Genomic DNA, 19,479 nt, shown 5'->3' on the forward strand with positions numbered 1-19,479 from the left:
GTTCGGCAGGGCCAGCGGGCGTCGGCGCGGGCGAGACGGTCGTGCGGATCGGGGATAATGCCGCCCCGAGACATTTCGTTGAGGAGGACAGGCGTGGGCTTTTTGGAGGTCGCGGCGCTGATCGCGGCGATCGCGTTCGCGATGCTGGTGCTGATCCTGACGCTGCCCATCCTGCGGCTGCGGCACACCGTGGACGCCACCACCCGGATGATCAACGAGCTCAACGACCGGACCGGCCCGCTGCTGGGTGATGTCAACACCACGGTGCGCAACGTCAACGTCACCCTGGAGCAGGTGCAGACCTCGCTCGACGGGGTGAACCTGCAACTCGCCAAGGTCGACACGATGACCAGCCACGCGCAGAACATCAGCGCCAACGTCGCCAACCTGGTCACCGTCGTCTCCGCCGCCGCGGCGAACCCGCTGGTCAAGGTGGCCGCGTTCGGCTACGGGGTGCGCAAGGCCGCGTCCGCCCGCCGGCACGCCGAGACCGAGCGCGAGGTCCGCGACACCATCAAGGCCCAGCGGCGCGCCGCCCGGCGCGGCAACCAGTGACCCGTCGGGAGGTACGAGCATGAGGCGTCTGTTCTGGCTGGGTATCGGACTGGCCGTCGGCGTGGTGGTGGTCCGCAAGGCGACCCGTGCCGCGCACGCGTACACTCCGGCCGGCATCGCCGACAACCTGTCGCAATCCGCTGGCGGCCTCGTCGAGGAACTGCGTAGCTTCGTGGCGGACGTGCGCGCCGGGATGGCCGAGCGGGAGCAGGAGATCCACGAGGCGTTCGCGCAGGGTGAGGCGTTCGACGACCAGTTCGCCGAGTTGCGGGAGGACCCGCGGCTCGGTGATCGAGAAATCTTTCCGGAGGAACACCAGCGATGAAGACGGCGGAGATCAAGCGGCGGTATCTCGCCCATTTCGAGGCGAATGGCCACGCCGTGGTGCCGTCCGCTCCGCTGCCCGCCATCAGCGACCCGAACCTGCTGTTCGTCAACGCCGGCATGGTGCAGTTCGTCCCGTACTTCCTGGGCCAGCAGTCACCGCCGTTCCCCCGCGCGGTGAGCGTGCAGAAGTGCATCCGTACGCCGGACATCGACGAGGTCGGCAAGACCAGCCGGCACGGCACGTTCTTCCAGATGAACGGCAACTTCTCCTTCGGTGACTACTTCAAGGACGGGGCGATCCCGTTCGCCTGGGACCTGGCCACCAAGTCCGTCGAGGCGGGGGGGTTCGGGCTGGACCCGGAGCGGATCTGGGCGACGGTCTACCTGGACGACGACGAGGCGTACGACATCTGGCTGCACACCGGCGTGCCGGCGGAGCGGATCGTGCGCCGGGGCAAGAAGGACAACTTCTGGTCGATGGGCATCCCCGGACCGGCGGGCCCCTGCTCGGAGTTGTACTACGACCGGGGCCCCGAGTACGGCCTCGAGGGCGGCCCGGAGGTCGACGAGGACCGCTACCTGGAGTTCTGGAATCTGGTCTTCATGCAGTACGAGATCGCGGACGTCCGGAGCAAGGAGGAGTTCCGGATCGTCGGTGAGCTGCCGAAGAAGAACATCGACACCGGCATGGGCCTGGAACGGATGGCCTCCATCCTGCAGGGCGTCGACAACCTCTACGAGATCGACGAGGTTCGGCCGATCCTGGAGCGCGCGGCCGAGCTGACCGGCAAGCGGTACGGCGCGCAGTCCGGCCAGGCGGCCAACCAGTCCCACCCCGACGACGTACGGCTGCGGGTGGTCGCCGACCACGTGCGGACCGCGCTGATGCTCATCGGTGACGGGGTGACCCCGTCGAACGAGGGCCGGGGCTACGTGCTGCGGCGGATCATGCGCCGGGCGATCCGGGCGGTGCGGCTGCTCGGCTGGCAGGAGCGGGCGCTGCCCGAACTGCTGCCGGTGGCCCGGGACTGCATGGCGCCGTCGTACCCGGAACTGGCCACCGACTTCGACCGGATCTCCGCGTACGCGTACGCCGAGGAGGACGCCTTCCTCGCCACGCTGCGCGCCGGTACCACGATCCTGGACACCGCGATCACCGAGACGAAGTCGGCGGGCAAGCCGGCGCTCTCCGGTGACAAGGCGTTCCAGCTGCACGACACGTACGGCTTCCCGATCGACCTGACCCTGGAGATCGCCGCCGAGCAGGGGCTCGACGTCGACCAGGAGGGCTTCCGCCGGCTGATGGCCGACCAGCGGGCTCGGGCCAAGGCCGACGCGCAGGCGCGCAAGACCGGGCACACCGACCTGTCGGCGTACCGGTCGGTGCTCGACGCCGGGGGCCCGGTGACCTTCACCGGCTACACCGAGACGGCCCGCGAGTCGACGGTACGGGCGGTGCTCGGCACCGACGGCCCGCGTGCGGCGGCGGTCGAGGGTGACATGGTCGAGCTGGTGCTAGACACCACCCCCTTCTACGCCGAGGGTGGTGGGCAGCAGCCCGACCTCGGCATGATCACCGTGGGCGGTGGGCAGGTCGAGGTGCTCGACGTGCAGCAGCCGGTGCCGGGGCTGATCGTGCACCGGGCCCGGGTGATCCGGGGCGAGGTGCGCGCGGGGGAGACCGGTTACGCCGAGATCGACACCAGTCGGCGGCGGGCCATCTCCCGGTCGCACACCGCGACCCACCTGGTCCACCAGACGATGCGCAACTTCCTCGGCGAGTCCGCCACCCAGGCCGGTTCGCTCAACGCTCCGGGTCGGCTCCGGTTCGACTTCAACACCGCGACCGGTGTCGCCCCGAGTGTGCTGCGGGACGTGGAGCAGCAGGTGAACGAGGTGCTGCTGGCCGACCTGGAGGTGCACGCTTTCGTCACCTCGCTGGACGAGGCGCGTCGCATCGGCGCGATGGCGCTGTTCGGCGAGAAGTACGGCGACCAGGTCCGGGTGGTCGAGGTCGGTGACTACGCCCGCGAGCTGTGCGGTGGCACCCACGTGTCCCGCTCCGGCCAGCTCGGCCTGGTGAAGATCCTTTCGGAGTCGTCCATCGGGTCCGGGGTCCGCCGGGTCGAGGCGCTCGTCGGCATGGACGCGTTCAACTTCCTGGCCCGGGAGCATCTGCTGGTGTCCCGTCTCGCCGAGCTGTACCGGGTTCCCTCCGAGCAGGTCGCGGACCGGGTCGAGCAGACCGTCACCCAGCTGCGCGACGCGGAGAAGGAGCTGGAGAAGCTGCGCGCCCAGCTGGTGCTCGGCGGCGCGGCGGCGTTCGCCGCCCAGGCCAAGGACGTCCGTGGGGTCGCCTACGTCGGCATCGAGGCGCCCGAGGGCGCGGCCGGTAACGACGTGCGTACCCTCGCGCAGGAGATCCGGGGCCGGATCGACGCGGCCCGGCCGGGTGTGGTCGCGGTGGCGTCCCGGTCGAACGGCAAGGCGTCGCTTGTGGTGTCGGTCAACCCGGCCGCCCGCAGCCGGGGTCTTGCCGCCAACGACCTGGTCAAGGCGGCGTTCTCCGGGCGCGGCGGCGGCAGCCCGGACCTCGCCCAGGGCGGCGGGTTGCCCGAGTCCGAGGTGCCGACCCTGCTGCTGACGGTCGAGAAGGCGATCGCCGAGGCGTGAATCATCGGCACAGCGGGCCAGGGCGGACCACTTCGGTCCGCCCTGGCCCCTTCGCTACAGAGGTGACGGTCGGTGACTGAGTTGTCCCGGGGTGTACGGCTGGGTGTGGATGTCGGTCAGGTCCGCATCGGGGTCTCCCGGTCCGATCCGCACGGGGTGCTCGCCACCCCGCTGGTCACCGTCGCTCGGGAGCAGAAGCCCAGGCCGGACGCGGTGCCGAAGGATCTTGTCGAGATCGCCGCGTTGGTCGTCGAGCACGAGGCGGTCGAGGTGGTGGTCGGCCTGCCGGTCAACCTCGCTGGTCGACATGGGCCCGCAGCCGAGCACGTCAAGGCGTACGCTCGACAACTGGCCGAGGTGATAGCGCCTGTCCCGGTGACGCTGACCGACGAGAGGATGTCCACGGTCGTGGCGAGCCGTAGGCTGGCCGAACGAGGTGTCCGGGGAAAGAAGCAACGCGCGGTGGTCGACCAGGCCGCCGCGGTGGAGATTCTGCAGAGCTGGCTGGACACGCAGCGGAGGCGGACGTAGATGTTTGACGAGCTGGACCTCGGTCACGACGAGCAGGATCGGGGGGACAAGGGCAAGCACCGCCGAGGTCGTAAGCGGGGCGGTCGCTCCGGCGGGGGCCGGGGCAAGACAGCGCTGGCGCTGCTGCTGGCCCTGGTGCTGCTCGGCGGCATCGGTGGTGGTGCCTTCTACGGCTTCGACCGGGTCCAGAGCTACTTCGTCACCCCCGACTACGACGGCGCGGGCACCGAGGAAGTGACGATCCAGATTCCGCAGGGCGCGTTCCTGGCCGACATGGCCGTGGCGCTCTACGACGCGGGCGTGATCAAGAGCACCAAGGCGTTCATCGAGGCGGCCGAGAAGAACTCCCGCAGCCGCAACATCCAGTCGGGCACCTACAAGCTGCGCAAGCAGATGAGCGGCGAGTTGGCGCTGGCCGCGATGCTCGACCCGGCCAGCCGGATCGTCAATGGGATCACCATCCCCGAGGGGCGTACCGCCAAGAGCATCTTCAAGCTGCTCAGCGACAAGACCGACATCCCGGTCAAGGAGTTCGAGGCCGCCGCGAAGGACCCGGAGAAGCTCGGCGTACCGGACTGGTGGTTCAAGCGGGACGACGGCAAGAAGTCCAAGAAGTCCATCGAGGGTTTCCTCTTCCCGGACACCTACGAGATCCCGCCGAACGCCACCGCCGAGACCATCCTCGGACAGATGGTCGACCACTTCCTGAGCGTCACCGGTGAGATGGAGTTCGCCGACCGGGTGCAGAAGGACCGCAAGATCAGCCCGTACGAGGCGCTGATCGTCGCCTCGCTGGCCCAGGCTGAGGCTGGTAATGCCGAGGATCTAGGAAAAATCGCCCGGGTGGCGTACAACCGCGCCTACAGCGGCAACTTTCCGTGTAATTGTCTTGAGTTCGACGTGTCGGTCAACTACTACTGGGAGTTGACTGGAAAAAAGACCAAGTCCTCGAAAGAAATGCGGAGGGAGGAAATTCGTGATCCGAAGAACCCGTACAGCACGCACTCGCACCCCGGTCTGACGCCCACGCCGATCAATAATCCAGGAAAGCAGGCGCTGGAAGGGGCGATGGATCCGCCCAAGGGTGATTGGCTCTTCTTTGTTGCGATCGACAAGGAAGGGCGCTCCGCATTCGCCGAGACCAACGCCGAGCACGAACGTAACGTGGCGAAGGCCAAGGAAAACGGAATTCTCTGAGAGCGCATGACGGCTTGCATGTTTGCGCCGAAGTCGCGATGCTGCTGGAATACCAGGCGTCGATCATGTCGCCCTTGACGCTGAGCGTGGTCTCGGTGAGGCCGGTCGCAGTCGAACGGTTTCCCGCCTAGGAGGATGAGACCAGCCGTCGGCGGCGACCCGCCGCAGGGCCGTGTGCAGATCCTGCGCCTGGGCCGCGAGGACAGTGAAGCCCTCGTCGCGGTAGCGGTACGCGGTGGCCCGTGAAGCGCCGAACCCCGCGCCGTGCAAGGCGACGTCCTCGGCTTTGCGGAACCGGATGAGCACCATCAACGCCTGATAGAAGCAGGTCAACGCGCGCGGAGCCGGTACGGGTGCCCCGAGCCCGGCGTTCGGCGGCCCTCGCCGGATGACACCAGCACCGGCGGCCGGCAACGTCGTTACCGAGTTGCGGTCTTGTCATTGTGCTTTGGGGCTGTTCAACGCTATAACAACAACTCGCCTGATCGATCTGTTGACTCGCCCATATCGATGGCCTAGGGTCTTCTTTGCAGAAGTTAACGGAGAGTTCGGGGGTTGATTCTGTGGGTGTTGTTCGAGGTTCACGCCGCTTAGCAGTGGTCGCAGCGGGCGTGGCTGCCGTTCTCGCCGCTTCAGCGCTGCCCGTTCAGGCGGCCGTGAACGAGTACTTCAGCACGACCGGAGCAGCGGGGAGAGCCGAATACATCAGAAACGGGGACTGGAATCTCTACGCCAGGGACACTCTGACTGACAGTCATTGCGCACGATGGCAGTACCGGGCGCCTGGATCCAGCACCTGGAACTGGCAAGGCAGTAGCGTCTGCACCGCCACCGAGCAGCACGCGACCTTCGGGCGCGCGCAGTATTCGTACCGCATCTGCCGGACTGGTATCGGCAACTGCTCCGCGCCCAAGACGCTGTATTAGCTAGGGCGCTGCTCAAGTCTGACGATTGAAGCGCGCCCGGTCAGCAATTGCTGGGCGCGCTTTAATCCGTTAGTGAAATCGGGTCTTGGTGAGTTGACGGCAGTCGGCGGCAACCGAAAATGTCATCGCGCGCTCGTTGGCAATGTGGCTGGCTCTCCTGGCCTCGGATTTCTCTGTGTTGCGGAGATTTGCAGGACCTCCGGTGCCGATCATGGTCAGGCCACGCTGATGGTGGCGGCGCTGTCGGCGGCGTCGAGGGTGAAGTGGGCGCGGTGCTCACCCGCGCTCACCGTGTAGTCGCCGAGGAAGCCCTCGACGGTGACCCGGCCGTCGGCGTCGGTGCGCATCGGGGTCGGCGGTAGCCACCACTCGCCCTTGATCAGGGCTTCGAGGGCGTCGTACGCCGGCTTGCGGCTGCCGTCGGCACGGACCAGGCCGGCAGGGGCGCCCAGCCACGCACCCCGGTCGGTGAGCCCCCAGTAGTTCACCGACTCGACTGCCGGGTGTGCGAGCAGGGACCGGTAGTGCCGGACGATCTCCTCGGCCTGCCGGGCCTCGCCCTCGGAGGTGCTCGGCCACTGCGGGATCTGGTAGTCGTTCAGGTCCTCGATCTCCGCCGGCATGAGGTGGCCGGAGACCAGCGTGGTCTCGGTCAGGTGCAGCGGCAGGCCGTAGCGGGCGAACCGGTCGAGCATCTCGTGCATGTACTCCTCGCCCCGGTACCCCTGGTGCATGTGGGTCTGCAGGCCGATCGCGTCGATGCCGACGCCGGCTTCGAGGACGCCTTCGATCAGGCATTCGTAGGCCGAGCTGAGGTCGAAGTCGTTGAGCACCAGGGTCGCCGTCGGGTTGGCCGCCCGGGCCTCCTCGAACGCCATCCGCACCATGTGGATCCGGCCTCGGGCCCGGGCCAGGTCGGTGATGGCGTTGTCCCCGTTGGCGAAGACGGGCATGATGACCGCCTCGTTGATCGCGTCCCAGGTGTCGATCAGGCCGGCGAACCCGCCGACCAGGTCGCGGATGCGGGCCCGTTGCAGCGCCTCGACCTCGTCGAGGTCGAGGCCGAGCAGCCACGGCGGCTGCACGGTGTGCCAGACCAGCGGGTGACCCTTGACCGTCACCCCGTGATCGGCGAGCCAGCGCGCGGTCCTCGTCAGCCGCTCGGTGTCGGGTGCGCCGCGTCGTGGCTCGTAGCTGCCCCAGTAGAACGGCAGCGTGGCGGTGTTGAACAGGCCGAGCCACAGGTCGCCGAGCCGGTCGAGATCCGCGGAATCCGTACCGCCGAAGGGCTGGGCATTCTCGGGATCGGGGCCGCCGACCAGGTTGACGAAGTCGAAGCCGATGTTGCCGAAGGCGAAGGCGTGCCGCCGCTGCGCGAGGGTGACGACCTGCTCGGCGAGCGCCCGCCGGTCCGGCCCACGCAGGGTGAGGGTGGTCTTTCCGATGCGGTGTCGCAGGCTGCTGTCGGACATTGTTGGATGTTAGGCGACAGTCGTCCCTGCGGTGGAGGAGCGTCGGTGGCGGGCTCGGTGCACAAGGCGGCGGTGGTGGGCAAGCCGATCGCGCATTCCCTCTCCCCGGTGATCCACAACGCCGGCTACGCGGCCGCCGGGCTCGACGGGTGGTCGTACACCCGGATCGAGTGCGCGGCGGCGGAGCTGGCGGATCTGGTCGCGGGTCTGGGCCCGGAGTGGGCCGGGTTGTCGGTGACCATGCCCGGCAAGGAGGCGGCGCTCGCGGTGGCCGCCGAGGTCTCGCCGGTCGCTGCCGCCGTCGGTGCCGCCAATACGTTGGTACGCCGACCCGACGGTTCCTGGTACGCCGACAACACCGACGTCACCGGCATGGTCGAGGTGCTGACCGAGGCGGGGGTGGGTGCCGGTGCCACGGTCACCGTGCTGGGTGCCGGTGGCACCGCCCGGGCGGCGCTGGCGGCGGCGGCCCGGTTGCAGGCGGCCGGCGTCACCGTGATCGCCCGCCGAGCGGCGGCGGTCGCCGAACTGACGCCGGTGGCGCACACCCTGGGCCTGGCGCTGACCGCCGCGCCCTGGTCCGAGGCGGTGGCATCGACGAACGCCGACGTGCTGATCTCCACAGTGCCCAAGGGTGCCGCAGACGGGTTGGCCGATGCGGTGGCCTGGCGTCCCACCACGGTCCTCTTCGACGCCATCTACGATCCCTGGCCGACCCCGCTCGCCGCGTCGGCCGCGGCCGCCGGCTGCCGCGTCGTCTCCGGTCTGGACCTGCTGCTGGCCCAGGCGATCGGCCAGTTCGAGCAGTTCACCGGTGTGCCGGCCCCGCGTGCGGCGATGTCCTCGGCGTTGACCGCCGCCTACGCCAACCGTCCATGATCTACGGACGAGTGTGGTGATGCTGGATCCGGACGAGAGTGATCACGGACCGAAAGGGTCGTTTCTGCGCTGAGCCTTAGGTGAGGATTAAGACCCGCTTAGGTCCCCCTGTCATGCCCATGCTCTGTTGTGTACACCGATACGCTGCACAGCGTTACCGCCGCAGACGCAAGGAGTTTCCGTGACCAGGCGTGGACTGCATCGCCTCATCCGGCACCCCGGTCCCCGGCGCAAGGCCGTTGTCCTCGGTGCCCTCGGCATCACGGTCGTGCTCGGACTCACCGCGACCATGGTGCCGCTGCTCGCCGACGACGACGTCTCCATCCCGGTGGTCGCCGACACCACCGCCACGGCCGTGGTGCAGGACGGGGACAACAGCGTCAAGTCGACCCTGGCCACCTGCCCGGCGCGGTGCGACGGAAATCCACGTGGTGGCCGGGACGCGGTGCTCGCCTTCATGGTGACCACGCTGCCGGCGAACGCGACGAACGTCCGGGCCACCCTGCGGGTGCACGCCTGGCAGGCGTTCAAGGCCACGGTGAGCGCGCACGCCTCGAACCTGGACGCCACCGCGCAGCGCCCGGCACCGGAGCGCCTCGCCTCGGCTCTGGACACGGTCACCGGCGTCGCCAAGGGATTCAACGAGTGGGACGTCTCCGGGCTGGTCACGGGTAACGGCATCTGGACCGTCTCGCTGGCCCAGGCCGGTCTCGACACCCGCATCTACTGGGCCTCCGCCGAGAACCGCAGCGCGGATCTGCGGCCCAACCTGGTGCTCAGCTACGACGTCGCCGGCCGTCCGGCGCCGCCCCCGCCGAGCGCCACCCTGCCGCCCACCGCGGAGCCGACCCGACCGCCCGTCTCGCCGAGCCCGTCGCCCAGCGCCTCGCCCAGCCTGAGTCCGACGCCCGCGCGGCCGACGCCGACCGCGACCCGACCGCCGGCCGACTCCGGCGCCTGCGGGAAGGTGTCGGACAAGTTGGTGCCGTCCTGCGGCGCCTGGTGGGGGATGTACTCGCCGACCAACCCACAGACCTGGGACCACGGCCGGGCCGTCACCGACATCGAGGCGCAGGTGGGTCGCAAGTTCGACATCGTGCACCGCTACCACGACTTCTCCAACACCGGCAGCAACGGTGCGTTCCCGGACGCGTACCAGCAGCAGCAGATGCGCGAGGGTCGGCTGATGTTCTTCGCCTGGGAGAGCCGGGTCTTCTCCTCCGGCACCGTGTTGACCTGGAAGGACGTGTACAGCGGCCGGTACGACGAGACGATCGACGCGGTCGCCGGCCGGATCCGGGCGGTGGGACAGCCGGTCTTCATCGGCTTCGATCACGAACCGGAGGACGAGCCGGCCAAGGGCAGCGACGCCGACTTCGTCCGGGCCTGGCGGTACGTGCACGACCGGTTCGCCGCAGCCGACGTGCGCAACGCGGTCTGGGTGTGGACGATGATGGGCTGGTCCGGTCACTACGACAGGTACGCCGGGCTCTACCCCGGGGACCGGTACGTCGACTGGGTCGCCTGGGATCCGTACAACTTCCACGTCTGCAACGGCAGCACGGTCTGGAAGAGCCCGAGCACCACCGTCGGATCGTTCTACCGGTGGCTGGACGAGAAGGGCATCGGTGCGGGCAAGCCGCGGATGCTTGCCGAGTTCGGTACGAACTTCGACGCGAATGATCCGAACGCCAAGCGGCGTTGGTTCGAGGAATTCCCGGCGGCGTTGAAGGCCCACCCGAAAATCAAGGCAGCGATCTACTTCAATTCGCCGGGCATGACGACCACGACCAAGACCTGCAACATGACGATGAATCACGACGCCGCGGCGCTGGCCGGGTTCACCGCCGCGGGACGGGACAGCTACCTGCGGCAACCCACCGGAGGGAGCCGCTGACGGCAACCGGACAGCGGTTTGGGACACTCGGTCGCTGCTGAAGCCTCTGGTGTCGCCACTGTCCGCTAACGGATTCACCGACCGCCCAATCGGCGGATGTCGCCCTGCAGGGTGGACGCGAGAGGCTACCGGCAATCCCGTCCACCCTGGAGGCGTAGCGTGCCCATAATCTCCTTCCGGCGGCATCCCACCCGTAGACGTCGAGTACGGGTCGCAGCTGTCGCGTTGGCAACTCTCGCGGCGGTACTGGCCGTACCCAAAGCGGCCGAGGCGGCCGTGTTGCCCGTACCTGAGACGGGCACCCTCGTGTCGACGAACCCGGTCGACCACACCCCGCACGGCCGCGACGGTGAGGCTCGTACCTTCGCCGAAGTGGGTAACACCGTGTTCGTCGGGGGCAACTTCACCCAGATCCGGCAGACCGCCAGTTCTCCGTGGATCACCCAGCGGTACCTGTTCTCGTACAACCGCACCACCGGTGTCATCAACACCGCCTTCGTGCCGGTGCTCGACGGCGCCGTCAACGCCCTGATCGCCGGGCCGGGTGGCACGCTGATCGTCGGCGGGGCGTTCAAGAACGTCAACGGTGAGTCGCGTCGCAACCTGGTCGCTCTCGACCCGGCCACCGGCGAGACCATCGCCAGTTGGGTCGGCCGTTCCGACGGCGGAATGATCCGCGACATGGTCCTGCACGGCAACGACCTCTACCTGGCCGGCGCCTTCAACTGGATCAACGGCACCGCGCACTCCGGGCTCGCCCGGCTCAACGCCTCCACGGGCGCGATCGACCCGACGTTCAACATCAACGCCACGGTCGGTCGGCACGGCACCGGTTCGTACGCCTGGACCATCGACGTCACCCCGGACGGCAGCACCATGGCCGTGGGTGGCAACTTCACGCTCGTCGACGGGCTGTCCCGTAACCAGATCGCGCTCATCGATCTGACCGGTACGCCGAGCGTGATCGACTGGAGTTCGGAGAAGTTCGTCGCGCCGTGCGTGGACCCGGCCACCTTCGTGCACTACGTGCAGGACCTGCGCTTCGGTGGTGACGGCAGCTGGTTCGTCGTCGGCACCAACGGTGGCTCCGGCTGGCCGGCCGCCTACTGCGACGCCCTGATCCGGTTCGAGACCGCCGCGCGTGGTCCCAACCAGCTGGGCACCTGGGTCAACTACACCGGTAACGACACGATCACCTCGGTCGAGGTGGCCGACAACATCATCTACCTCGGTGGGCACTTCCGCTGGCTGAACAACCCGAACGCCAGCGACCGGGCCGGCGCGGGTGCGATCGACCGGCTCGGTATCGCCGCGGTCACCCCGGCCACCGGCATGCCGGTCAACTGGAACCCGGGTCGTCGCGGCGGCAGCGCCCTGCCCTCGGGAGCCAGCAACTGGGGCTCGGCCGTGCCGGTGATCTGGCGGGGCAGCGACGGGCTCTACTTCGGGCACAACTCCGACGGCATGGCCAACGAGTACCACGGCCGGCTCGGCATGTTCCCGATCGCCGGTGGTCGGACGATCACTCCGCGCAACCCGTCGGCGGCCAGCTCCGGTCACCTGTACCTGGGTGTGACCGCGGGCGAGCTGCAGCGGGTGCCGTTCGACGGCACCACCGTCGGCACGCCGACCACGGTCAGCCAGCCCAACTACACCGGTGCCGGCGCGACCTGGGGTCTGGGTGACCGGATCTACTGGTCGCGGACCGTCCCCGGCAGCACCACCGGCAGCCGGATCGACATCTCGATGTTCAACGGCGGCAATGTCGGGGTGCCGTGGGAGTCGTCCGGTTTCAACGCCTGGTACAACCCGGCGAACATGACCGGCGCCTTCTTCCTCGACGGTCGCCTCTACTACACCCGTACCGGCGCCAACGGGCTCTACTACCGGTACTACGAGGTGGACGGCAACTACCTGGGCGCCACCGAGTTCACCCTGCCGACCACCGGCGTGACCTGGTCTGCGGTCCGGGGGCTGGCCTGGGTCGACGGCAAGATCGTGTACGGTCACACCGACGGCAGTCTGCGCAGCGTGCCGTTCGACCCGACGGCCGCGCCCGCGGTCAGCGGGGCGGCGAGTACGGTGCTCACCACGGCCGCAGATGGGCTCTCCTGGTCGATTCCGCGGATGTTCTTCGCGGTGCAGTAGGGGTGTACCCGTTGTAGCAGAAGGTCGGTAACTTGTTCAGGTCGGGCCGGCGGCGGATTCCCGTCGCCGGCCCGAGCGCTGGGCGGAGCTGTCCCGCAGGCCGCTGCACCCGCGATGCTCCTTTTCGACAACGTAGCGACGGTGGCGTTCATGACTGATGCACAGCCCGGCTGGTCCGGCGGTACGGTTGCGGCTCGTACGGTCACGCTGACCGATTTGTTGCGGGTTCCGCTGCACCGGATCCGGCTGGTGGCCGCAGTCGCGGTGCTGGGTCTGGCGGCGGCGATCGGGTACGTCTTCCTGATCCCCGGTGCGGTCAGCGCGAGCGCGGTGGTCGCGGTCCGCCCGGTGGTCACCGACGCCTTCACCCCCAGCGGTGCGGCCGCCGACCGGGCGGTGAACATGAACGTGGAGAGCGGAATCGCCACCGGCACCGACGTGGTGCAGCGGCTCGCCGACGCCGGTGGCCGGGATCCCCGCGACGTGCGCGACGCACTGGACGTGGAGGTACCGGCCGGCGGGCAGATCCTGCGTTTCACCTTCACCGCCGATTCGGCCGAGTCGGCGGTGAACAATGCCAACCTGGCCGCCCAGTCCTATCTGGATGTACGTCGCAACATGTACGAACGGCAGCGGGAGGAGATGCTGCGCTCGTACGACAAGAGCATCGAAGATGTCGCCGCGCGGCAGGCGGCCCTGCAGAAACGGATGGCCAACGCGCGGGACGGGGCGCGCGAAGCGGTCGTCGCCGAACTCGCCGGGGTGAACAACCAGTTGACCCAGCTCAGCTCCGCCCGTACCGAGATCGCGGCGGTCGACGTCAATCCGGGCTGGGTCACCCAGAGTGCGGAGAAGGCCCTGGTCTCCTCCAGCGGGCGCGGCCCGCTCTACGTGGCGGCGGGGCTGCTCGGTGGTCTGCTGTTCGGGGTGGTGCTGGCCTACGCCTGGGAGTCGATGGACCGGCGGATCCGCTCGGTCGACGACGGGCGCGACGCCACCGGCCTGCCGTTGCTGGGCACCGTGCGGGGGCAGGGGCTGTTCGGACGGCGCCGGCCGGTGGACGCGGACATCCGGTACGTGGCGATGGCCATCGCGGAGCGGGTACGCGAACCGGCCCGGATCGCCCTGTTGACCACCCGGGAGGACCAGACCCCCCTCACCGCCGGCCTGGCGGTGGCCCTGGCGGCCACCGGCCGGGACGTCTACGTGGCCGACGACAGCGGCCGGTTGGACGAGTTGCGCGCGACGGTGATGACGGATCGCGGTCGGCTGCCCGCCGCGGTCAACCCGGCCCGCCCCACCATCCCCAAGCCGCGCCCGGACGGCTCCGGTTCCATCGACGACGTCACCGAGCTGATCACGCCGGTACGCCGTCCGTCCCCGCATCCCAACCCGGCCCGGCCGGCGGCCGGTGACCCGGAGGCGACCATGATGCTGCCCCGGATGAGCGGCGGCCCGGTGACCGCGAAGAGCCCGGTCACCGAGCAGGCCGACGAGGTGCCGGTGGGCGCCGGTGGGGTGCGTTTCGGCACCTGGCGGCAGCGCGCCGCCCAGGGGCTGGTGTTGTTCAACGCCCCGCCGGCCGAGGCCGACGAGCGGGGCGTGGCCGCCGCCCGGCAGGGCACCGCCGTCGTGGTGGTCGAGCAGGATCGGACGAAGCAGGGCGATCTGCGCCGCCTGGCGGAGCGACTGCGGGCCGCCGGAGTGGCCCCGCTGGGATTCGTCCTGACCCGCACCGGCCGGGGCTGACCGTGCCCACCCTCAGCCCGCCGTCGGTCGACGAGCCGGCTGGCCAGCATCCGGGCGCCCGGCTGGCGGCTCCGGTGCTGCCCCGGCTGCCGGTGTGGCCGCTGGTGGTGATGTTCGGGCTGGTGCCGCTCTGGTGGCTGGCCGGCGCGTTCTACCTGGGCTGGTCGTTGCTGGGCGCGGTGCTGCTGGCGTTGCTGCTGGTCCGGGGTCGGGTGCCGCTGCCGCCGGGCACCGGCTTGTGGCTGCTGTTCCTGTCGCTGGTCGTGGTCAGCGCCACCCAGCTGTCCTCGGTCGGTTCGTTGCTCGCCTTCGGCCTGCGACTCGGCTTCTACGTGACCGCCCTCGTGGTGGGCGTGTACGTGTACGCGGTGGCGCGCCAGGGCATCGAGTTGTCCACCTTGCTGGTGCCGATCTGCCTGTTCTGGTTCGGGCTGGTCGTGCTCGGCTGGCTGGGTGTGCTGGCGCCCCGCTTCGAGATGAGCACGCCGATGGAGATGCTCCTGCCGGGTGGCGTCTCCGGCAACGCCTACATCCAGGACCTGGTACGGATCGCGGCCAGCGAGTACAGCCCGCGTGCGCTCAACCCCATCTACCGGCCGTCGGCGCCGTTCCCGTACACCAACAACTACGGCAGCGCGTACGCGATGACGCTGCCCTGCGTGGTGGCCTTCGTCATGCTGCGGCGGCAGGGCGTGCTGCGCTGGGCGGTTATCGTGTCGTTGCCGCTGTCGCTGGCGCCGGCCTTCCTCACCCTCAACCGGACGATGTTCGTCAGCCTCGGTGTCGGCCTGCTGGTGCTCGGGTTGCGGGCGGCCCGGCGCGGCAACGTCCGGGTCGGCGCCTCCGTGGTCGGTGTGCTGCTCATCGGTGGCCTGGCCACCCTGTTCATCCCGGTCACCGAGCTGATCGGCAACCGGGTCGAGTCCAGCGACACCAACAGCGACCGGTTCGCCCTCTACGAAGAGGTGCTGCGGCGGGTGGCGGAGTCACCCTGGCTCGGTTACGGCGCGCCGGCCACCGTCGACACGATCAGCGCACCCGTCCCGGTGGGCACCCAGGGCCAGCTGTGGATGGTGCTGTTCTGTCACGGCGTACCGGCGTTGTTGTTCTTCCTGGCCTGGTTCGCGCTCGTGGCGGTGATCTGTGCGCGGGCCCGCTCGGCGGCGGGCCAGTGGCTCGCGGTGGTGCCGGTGGTGTGCATCGTGCAGATCCCGTTCTACGGCCTGGCCAGCCCGAACCTCGCGGTGGCGTTCTTCGCCGTCGCCCTGACCATGTCCCTGGTGGAACGCGAGGCCCGACCGCCTGGCCCGGCCCTGCCCCACCCGTCCGCGGCCCAACCGGAGGTGGTGGCATGAGCCTCCCCGTCCACCCGCCCGCGCCGCAGCCACCCGCCACGGGCGGCCCCGCCGAACCCGCGTCGGACAGCACCGCGACCGAGACCCGCCGGGGCGCCCGCAGCGGCGCGGCCGGGCTGCTCGGGGCCGCCGTCAACGGGCTGATGGGTTTCGTCCTGGTGGTCGTCATCACCCGCGGCTACGGCACCGAGGGTTCCGGTGTCTTCTTCGCGGCGATCGGCGTGGTGACGGTGGCCGCCGCGCTCTGCGTGCTGGGCGCGGAGACCGGCCTGATCTGGAGCCTGCCCCGACGCCGGCTCGGCCCGCAGGGCGACGCGGCCCGGATGCTGCCGGTGGCGTTGATTCCGCCGCTGTCGACGGCGCTCGTCATCGCGACCGTCGGGATTCTCGCCGCCGACCCGCTCGCGCGTCGGCTGCTCGACGGCGCCGGCGTCGACGGTGCTGCGCTGCTGCGGGTCAGCTTCGCCGCGGTGCCGGTGGTGGTGGCGATGACCCTGCTGTTCGGCGTGCTGCGCTGCGTACGGCCGATGCGGATGTACGTCGCGGTGCAGTCGGTGCTGCTGCCCACCGCGCGGCCGCTGCTGGTCGGCGCGGCCGTGCTGCTGGCCGGCGGTGGCCTGCTGGCCGGCATGACCGGCTGGGTGCTGCCGGCCCTGCTGGCCGCTGCGGTGACCCTGTTGCTGGTCGTCGGGCCGCTGGGGATCGGCCGGGGCGCGGGACTGCGCGCCCGACGCGACGAGTGGCGTTCCTTCTGGCGGTTCTCCCTGCCCCGGGCCGCGTCGGCGGCCATCGACTCGGGTGCGGTCTGGATCGGTGTGCTGCTCACCACAGTGCTCGCCGGTGCGGCCGATGCCGGCATCTTCGGCGCGGTGAGCCGCTACATCCTGGCCGGCCAGCTCGCCATGCAGGGGCTGCGGGTGGCGGTGTCGCCGCAGCTGTCCCGGCTGTTCGGGCAGGACCGTCCCGACGCGGCCGCCGCCCTGCACCGGCAGTTGACCACCTGGGCGCTGGTGCTGTCCTGGCCGGTGTACCTGCTGCTGGCCGTCTTCGGTGCGGGGTTTCTCGAACTCTTCGGCTCCGGGTTCGCCGGCGGTGCCACCGCGATGACCGTGCTGGCGCTGGCCATGCTGGTGAACACGGGTGTGGGCAACGTGCAGAGCATGTTGCTGATGAGCGGGCGCAGCGGGCTTCATCTCGCGGCGACCGTGGCCGGTCTCACGGTCACCGTCTCCCTCGGCCTGGTGCTGATCCCCGCCCACGGTGCCACCGGCGCGGCCTGCGCCTGGGCGGCGGGCATCGTCACAGAGAACCTGATCGCGGTGACCTGTGCCCGCATCGTCGTCGGTCAGCCGTTGGCCGACATGTCGATGTTGCGGGCCGCGCTGTTCACGGTCGGCGGTGTGGGTGCCGCGGCGATCGTCGGAGTGTTGGTCGGCGGCCGGGGGATCGTCGGTCTGGCGGTGGCGCTGGCCGTACTGGCCGTCGGTTGCGTCGGTTTGTTGACGTTGCCTCGGGTGCGGCAGGGCATCCGGGCGACCATGGTGCAGATCCGTGGCGGGGCGCCGAGCGTCTCGCCACGACCCTCGAAGGGCAGGTGACATCGTCGTGGCGTCCATCCGCGACCGGGTGAAGCAGTTGGTGCCGACCCAGGTGACGAGCCGGGTGCGGGAGAGCCTCGTCGACTACGGGGTACGCACCAGCGACCGTCGACCGCTACCGGATTTCCTCATCATCGGCACCAAGCGGGGCGGCACCACATCGCTGTGGAACTACCTCATCCAGCATCCGCTGGTGCCGCGACTCTTCCCGGCCTGGAACACGAAGTCCTCGCACTACTTCGAGGAGAACTGGGGCCGGGGCGAGGCGTGGTACCGGTCGCACTTCCCGACCCAGCGGCAGCGGGAGACGCTGGAGAACCGGCACGGTGGTCCGGTGCGGGTGGGTGAGGCCGCGCCGCTGTACATGTTCCACCCGCTGGCCGCGCAGCGGGTCGCCGCGTTGATGCCGCAGGTGAAGCTCATCGTGCTGTTGCGTGATCCGGTGGAGCGGGCGTACTCGCACTGGAAGGAGCGGCGCACCAACGGGGTGGAGCCGTTGGACTTCGCCGCCGCGCTGGCCGCCGAGCCGGAGCGTACGGCGGGGGAGCGGGAGCGGCTGATCGCCGAGCCGGAGTACTTCAGCGAGGCCTACGACTGGTACACCTACCGGGCGCGGGGCCGCTACCTGGAGCACCTGGAGCCGTGGCTGACGCACTTCGACCGCGCGCAGCTGCTCTTCCTGCCCAGCGAGGACCTGTACCGCGACGCGCGGGCCACCTACCGGCGCACCCTGGACTTCCTCGGGCTGCCCGCGCACGACCTGCCCGACTTCAAGGTCTACAACGACCGGCGGTCGGCGCCGCTGGAGCCGGCGCTGCGGGCCGAGTTGACGCAGTACTACCGTCCGTACAACGAGGCGTTGCGGCAGCGGCTGGGGCTGCGTCTCGACTGGCCGGACCAGGTCGCGTGACCGGGGCCGACGATCTGCGTAGCCGCGAGGACGGGTTGGGGTGGGTCACCCGGGCGGTCTTCGGTGACCAGCGGATCACGTTGGTCGTGGACGCCCCGGTGCCGGCCGGGCACACGGTGGTGGCCCGTTACGCCGTCGTCCCGTCGGTGGACCGGGCCCGGTTCCTGCTGCCGCTGGGCTCGTCGCGGGCCACTGCGGCGGCGCTGCTGGCGTACAACGCGTTGCGGCCGGTGAAGGTGCGAGCCGTGCGGGCCGCGCTCGGCGTGGCGGCGCGGGCCGGTGTGGTCGCGCGGGCACCGTTTCCGGTGCTGAGTGTCGCCGTGCCGGCCGCGCTCGATCCCGCCGAGGTGCTGCTCGCCGAGCGGCTCAGCACCGAGTTGGGCGGCGGCCGGGCGTACGCGGCCTGCGGGGTCCGCCCGCCGGATCCGAACCACAAGCCGACCCTGCAACTGTTCGACCACGCGGGGACGCCCCGCGGCTACGCCAAGATCGGCTGGAACGACGCGACCCGGGCGCTTGTCACCGCCGAGGCGGCGGCGCTGCGCGAGGTGGCGGAGGTGGCCGGCGTCGCCGGGCACCCGGCCACCCCCCGGCTGCTCGCCGAGACCAACTGGGCGGGGCAGGCCGTGGCGCTTGTCGAGCCGCTGCCCACCGGGGTACGCGGGGTGCCGGTCGACGCCCCGCCGGAGCTCGCGGCGCTGCTCGCGGTGGCCCGGCGGGGTCGGCCACCGGCGACCCCGCGTCCGCTGGCCGGCTCGTCGTTCCTCGATCGGTTGACCGTAGCGGCGCAGCGGGCGGCCGAGACGGATCCGGCCGGGGCGCGGGCGGTGGCGGCGGTGGCGGAACTGGCCCGCCGGCACGGCGACGTGGCCGTCGAGTTCGGCCACTGGCACGGCGACTGGGTGCCGTGGAACCTCGGCCGGCACGCCGGTGAGCTGGTCGCCTGGGACTGGGAGCACAGCGGGCCGGACGTACCGGTCGGCTTCGACCTGGCCCACGACGCGTTCCAGCGATCCCTGGTGCTGCGCGGTGAACCGGCCGCGACCGCGGCCGAGCAGGTGACTCAGTGGCTGGACCGGTACGGCGACCGGCTGGGCCTGGACCCGGCCCGCCGCCGCCTGGTCGCCGACGCGTACCTGATCGAGATGTGGCTGCGGACCTGGCGGCTGGCCGACGCCGGTGCCGGCTGGAACCCGGCGCTGCATCCGGCGTTGCTTGACGTCATCGAGAAACGACAGTGAGAGAAGGTCGGGCCGACCGCT

Annotated in this window: 14 protein-coding genes; 13 read left to right on the top strand and 1 reads right to left on the bottom strand. The window is 70.1% G+C overall.

Going from position 1 to position 19,479, the window contains the following annotated elements:
* Nucleotides 1-57: 57 nt before the first annotated feature.
* The 5 genes from VAB18032_RS10265 to mltG all read left to right on the top strand — a co-directional run bounded on the left by VAB18032_RS10265 (nt 58) and on the right by mltG (nt 5,283).
* Entirely contained in the window at nt 58-555 is a 498-nt protein-coding gene (locus tag VAB18032_RS10265) for a DUF948 domain-containing protein (RefSeq protein ID WP_050814577.1), read from the top strand.
* A gap of 19 nt (nt 556-574) precedes the next feature.
* The gene (locus VAB18032_RS10270; protein WP_013732747.1) at nt 575-880 is read left to right on the top strand and encodes a hypothetical protein; all 306 of its coding nucleotides are present in this window, start codon (nt 575-577) and stop codon (nt 878-880) included.
* Entirely contained in the window at nt 877-3,555 is a 2,679-nt protein-coding gene (gene alaS / locus VAB18032_RS10275) for an alanine--tRNA ligase (RefSeq protein WP_013732748.1), read from the top strand. Before VAB18032_RS10270 ends, alaS begins: the two co-directional genes overlap by 4 nt.
* 72 nt (nt 3,556-3,627) lie before the next feature.
* Nucleotides 3,628-4,086, top strand: coding sequence for a Holliday junction resolvase RuvX (ruvX, locus tag VAB18032_RS10280; protein WP_013732749.1), 459 nt, complete (start codon nt 3,628-3,630; stop codon nt 4,084-4,086).
* The gene (gene mltG, locus VAB18032_RS10285; protein WP_013732750.1) at nt 4,087-5,283 is read left to right on the top strand and encodes an endolytic transglycosylase MltG; all 1,197 of its coding nucleotides are present in this window, start codon (nt 4,087-4,089) and stop codon (nt 5,281-5,283) included.
* 1,141 nt (nt 5,284-6,424) lie between these two features.
* Here mltG and VAB18032_RS10290 read toward each other — a convergent pair.
* Nucleotides 6,425-7,681, bottom strand: coding sequence for an endo-1,4-beta-xylanase (locus VAB18032_RS10290; protein WP_013732753.1), 1,257 nt, complete (start codon nt 7,679-7,681; stop codon nt 6,425-6,427).
* Between the two features lie 6 nt (nt 7,682-7,687).
* Between VAB18032_RS10290 and VAB18032_RS10295 the strand changes: the two genes are divergently transcribed.
* The 8 genes from VAB18032_RS10295 to VAB18032_RS10330 all read left to right on the top strand — a co-directional run bounded on the left by VAB18032_RS10295 (nt 7,688) and on the right by VAB18032_RS10330 (nt 19,458).
* Nucleotides 7,688-8,560, top strand: coding sequence for a shikimate dehydrogenase (locus tag VAB18032_RS10295; RefSeq protein ID WP_050814578.1), 873 nt, complete (start codon nt 7,688-7,690; stop codon nt 8,558-8,560).
* Between the two features lie 181 nt (nt 8,561-8,741).
* Nucleotides 8,742-10,457 carry a glycoside hydrolase gene (locus VAB18032_RS10300; RefSeq protein ID WP_013732755.1) on the top strand — a complete coding sequence of 572 codons (1,716 nt, stop codon included), beginning with the start codon at nt 8,742-8,744 and terminating at the stop codon, nt 10,455-10,457.
* Between the two features lie 225 nt (nt 10,458-10,682).
* Entirely contained in the window at nt 10,683-12,605 is a 1,923-nt protein-coding gene (locus VAB18032_RS10305) for a delta-60 repeat domain-containing protein (RefSeq protein WP_043720321.1), read from the top strand.
* 150 nt (nt 12,606-12,755) lie between these two features.
* On the top strand, nt 12,756-14,354 hold the full coding sequence (locus VAB18032_RS10310; protein ID WP_043723673.1) for a P-loop NTPase family protein: 1,599 nt from the start codon (nt 12,756-12,758) through the stop codon (nt 14,352-14,354).
* A 2-nt stretch (nt 14,355-14,356) separates the two neighbouring features.
* On the top strand, nt 14,357-15,709 hold the full coding sequence (locus VAB18032_RS10315) for an O-antigen ligase family protein (RefSeq protein ID WP_013732758.1): 1,353 nt from the start codon (nt 14,357-14,359) through the stop codon (nt 15,707-15,709).
* Complete coding sequence (locus tag VAB18032_RS10320) at nt 15,706-17,307, top strand: lipopolysaccharide biosynthesis protein (protein WP_013732759.1); 1,602 nt, start codon at nt 15,706-15,708, stop codon at nt 17,305-17,307. Before VAB18032_RS10315 ends, VAB18032_RS10320 begins: the two co-directional genes overlap by 4 nt.
* A gap of 7 nt (nt 17,308-17,314) precedes the next feature.
* On the top strand, nt 17,315-18,217 hold the full coding sequence (locus VAB18032_RS10325) for a sulfotransferase domain-containing protein (protein ID WP_013732760.1): 903 nt from the start codon (nt 17,315-17,317) through the stop codon (nt 18,215-18,217).
* Nucleotides 18,214-19,458 (top strand): hypothetical protein, encoded by a 1,245-nt coding sequence (locus tag VAB18032_RS10330; RefSeq protein ID WP_013732761.1) that lies wholly within the window; start codon nt 18,214-18,216, stop codon nt 19,456-19,458. The genes VAB18032_RS10325 and VAB18032_RS10330 overlap by 4 nt, the downstream gene beginning before the upstream one ends.
* The last annotated feature ends 21 nt before the right edge of the window (nt 19,459-19,479 follow it).

Source organism: Micromonospora maris AB-18-032, from assembly GCF_000204155.1.
Classification (GTDB): domain Bacteria; phylum Actinomycetota; class Actinomycetes; order Mycobacteriales; family Micromonosporaceae; genus Micromonospora; species Micromonospora gifhornensis.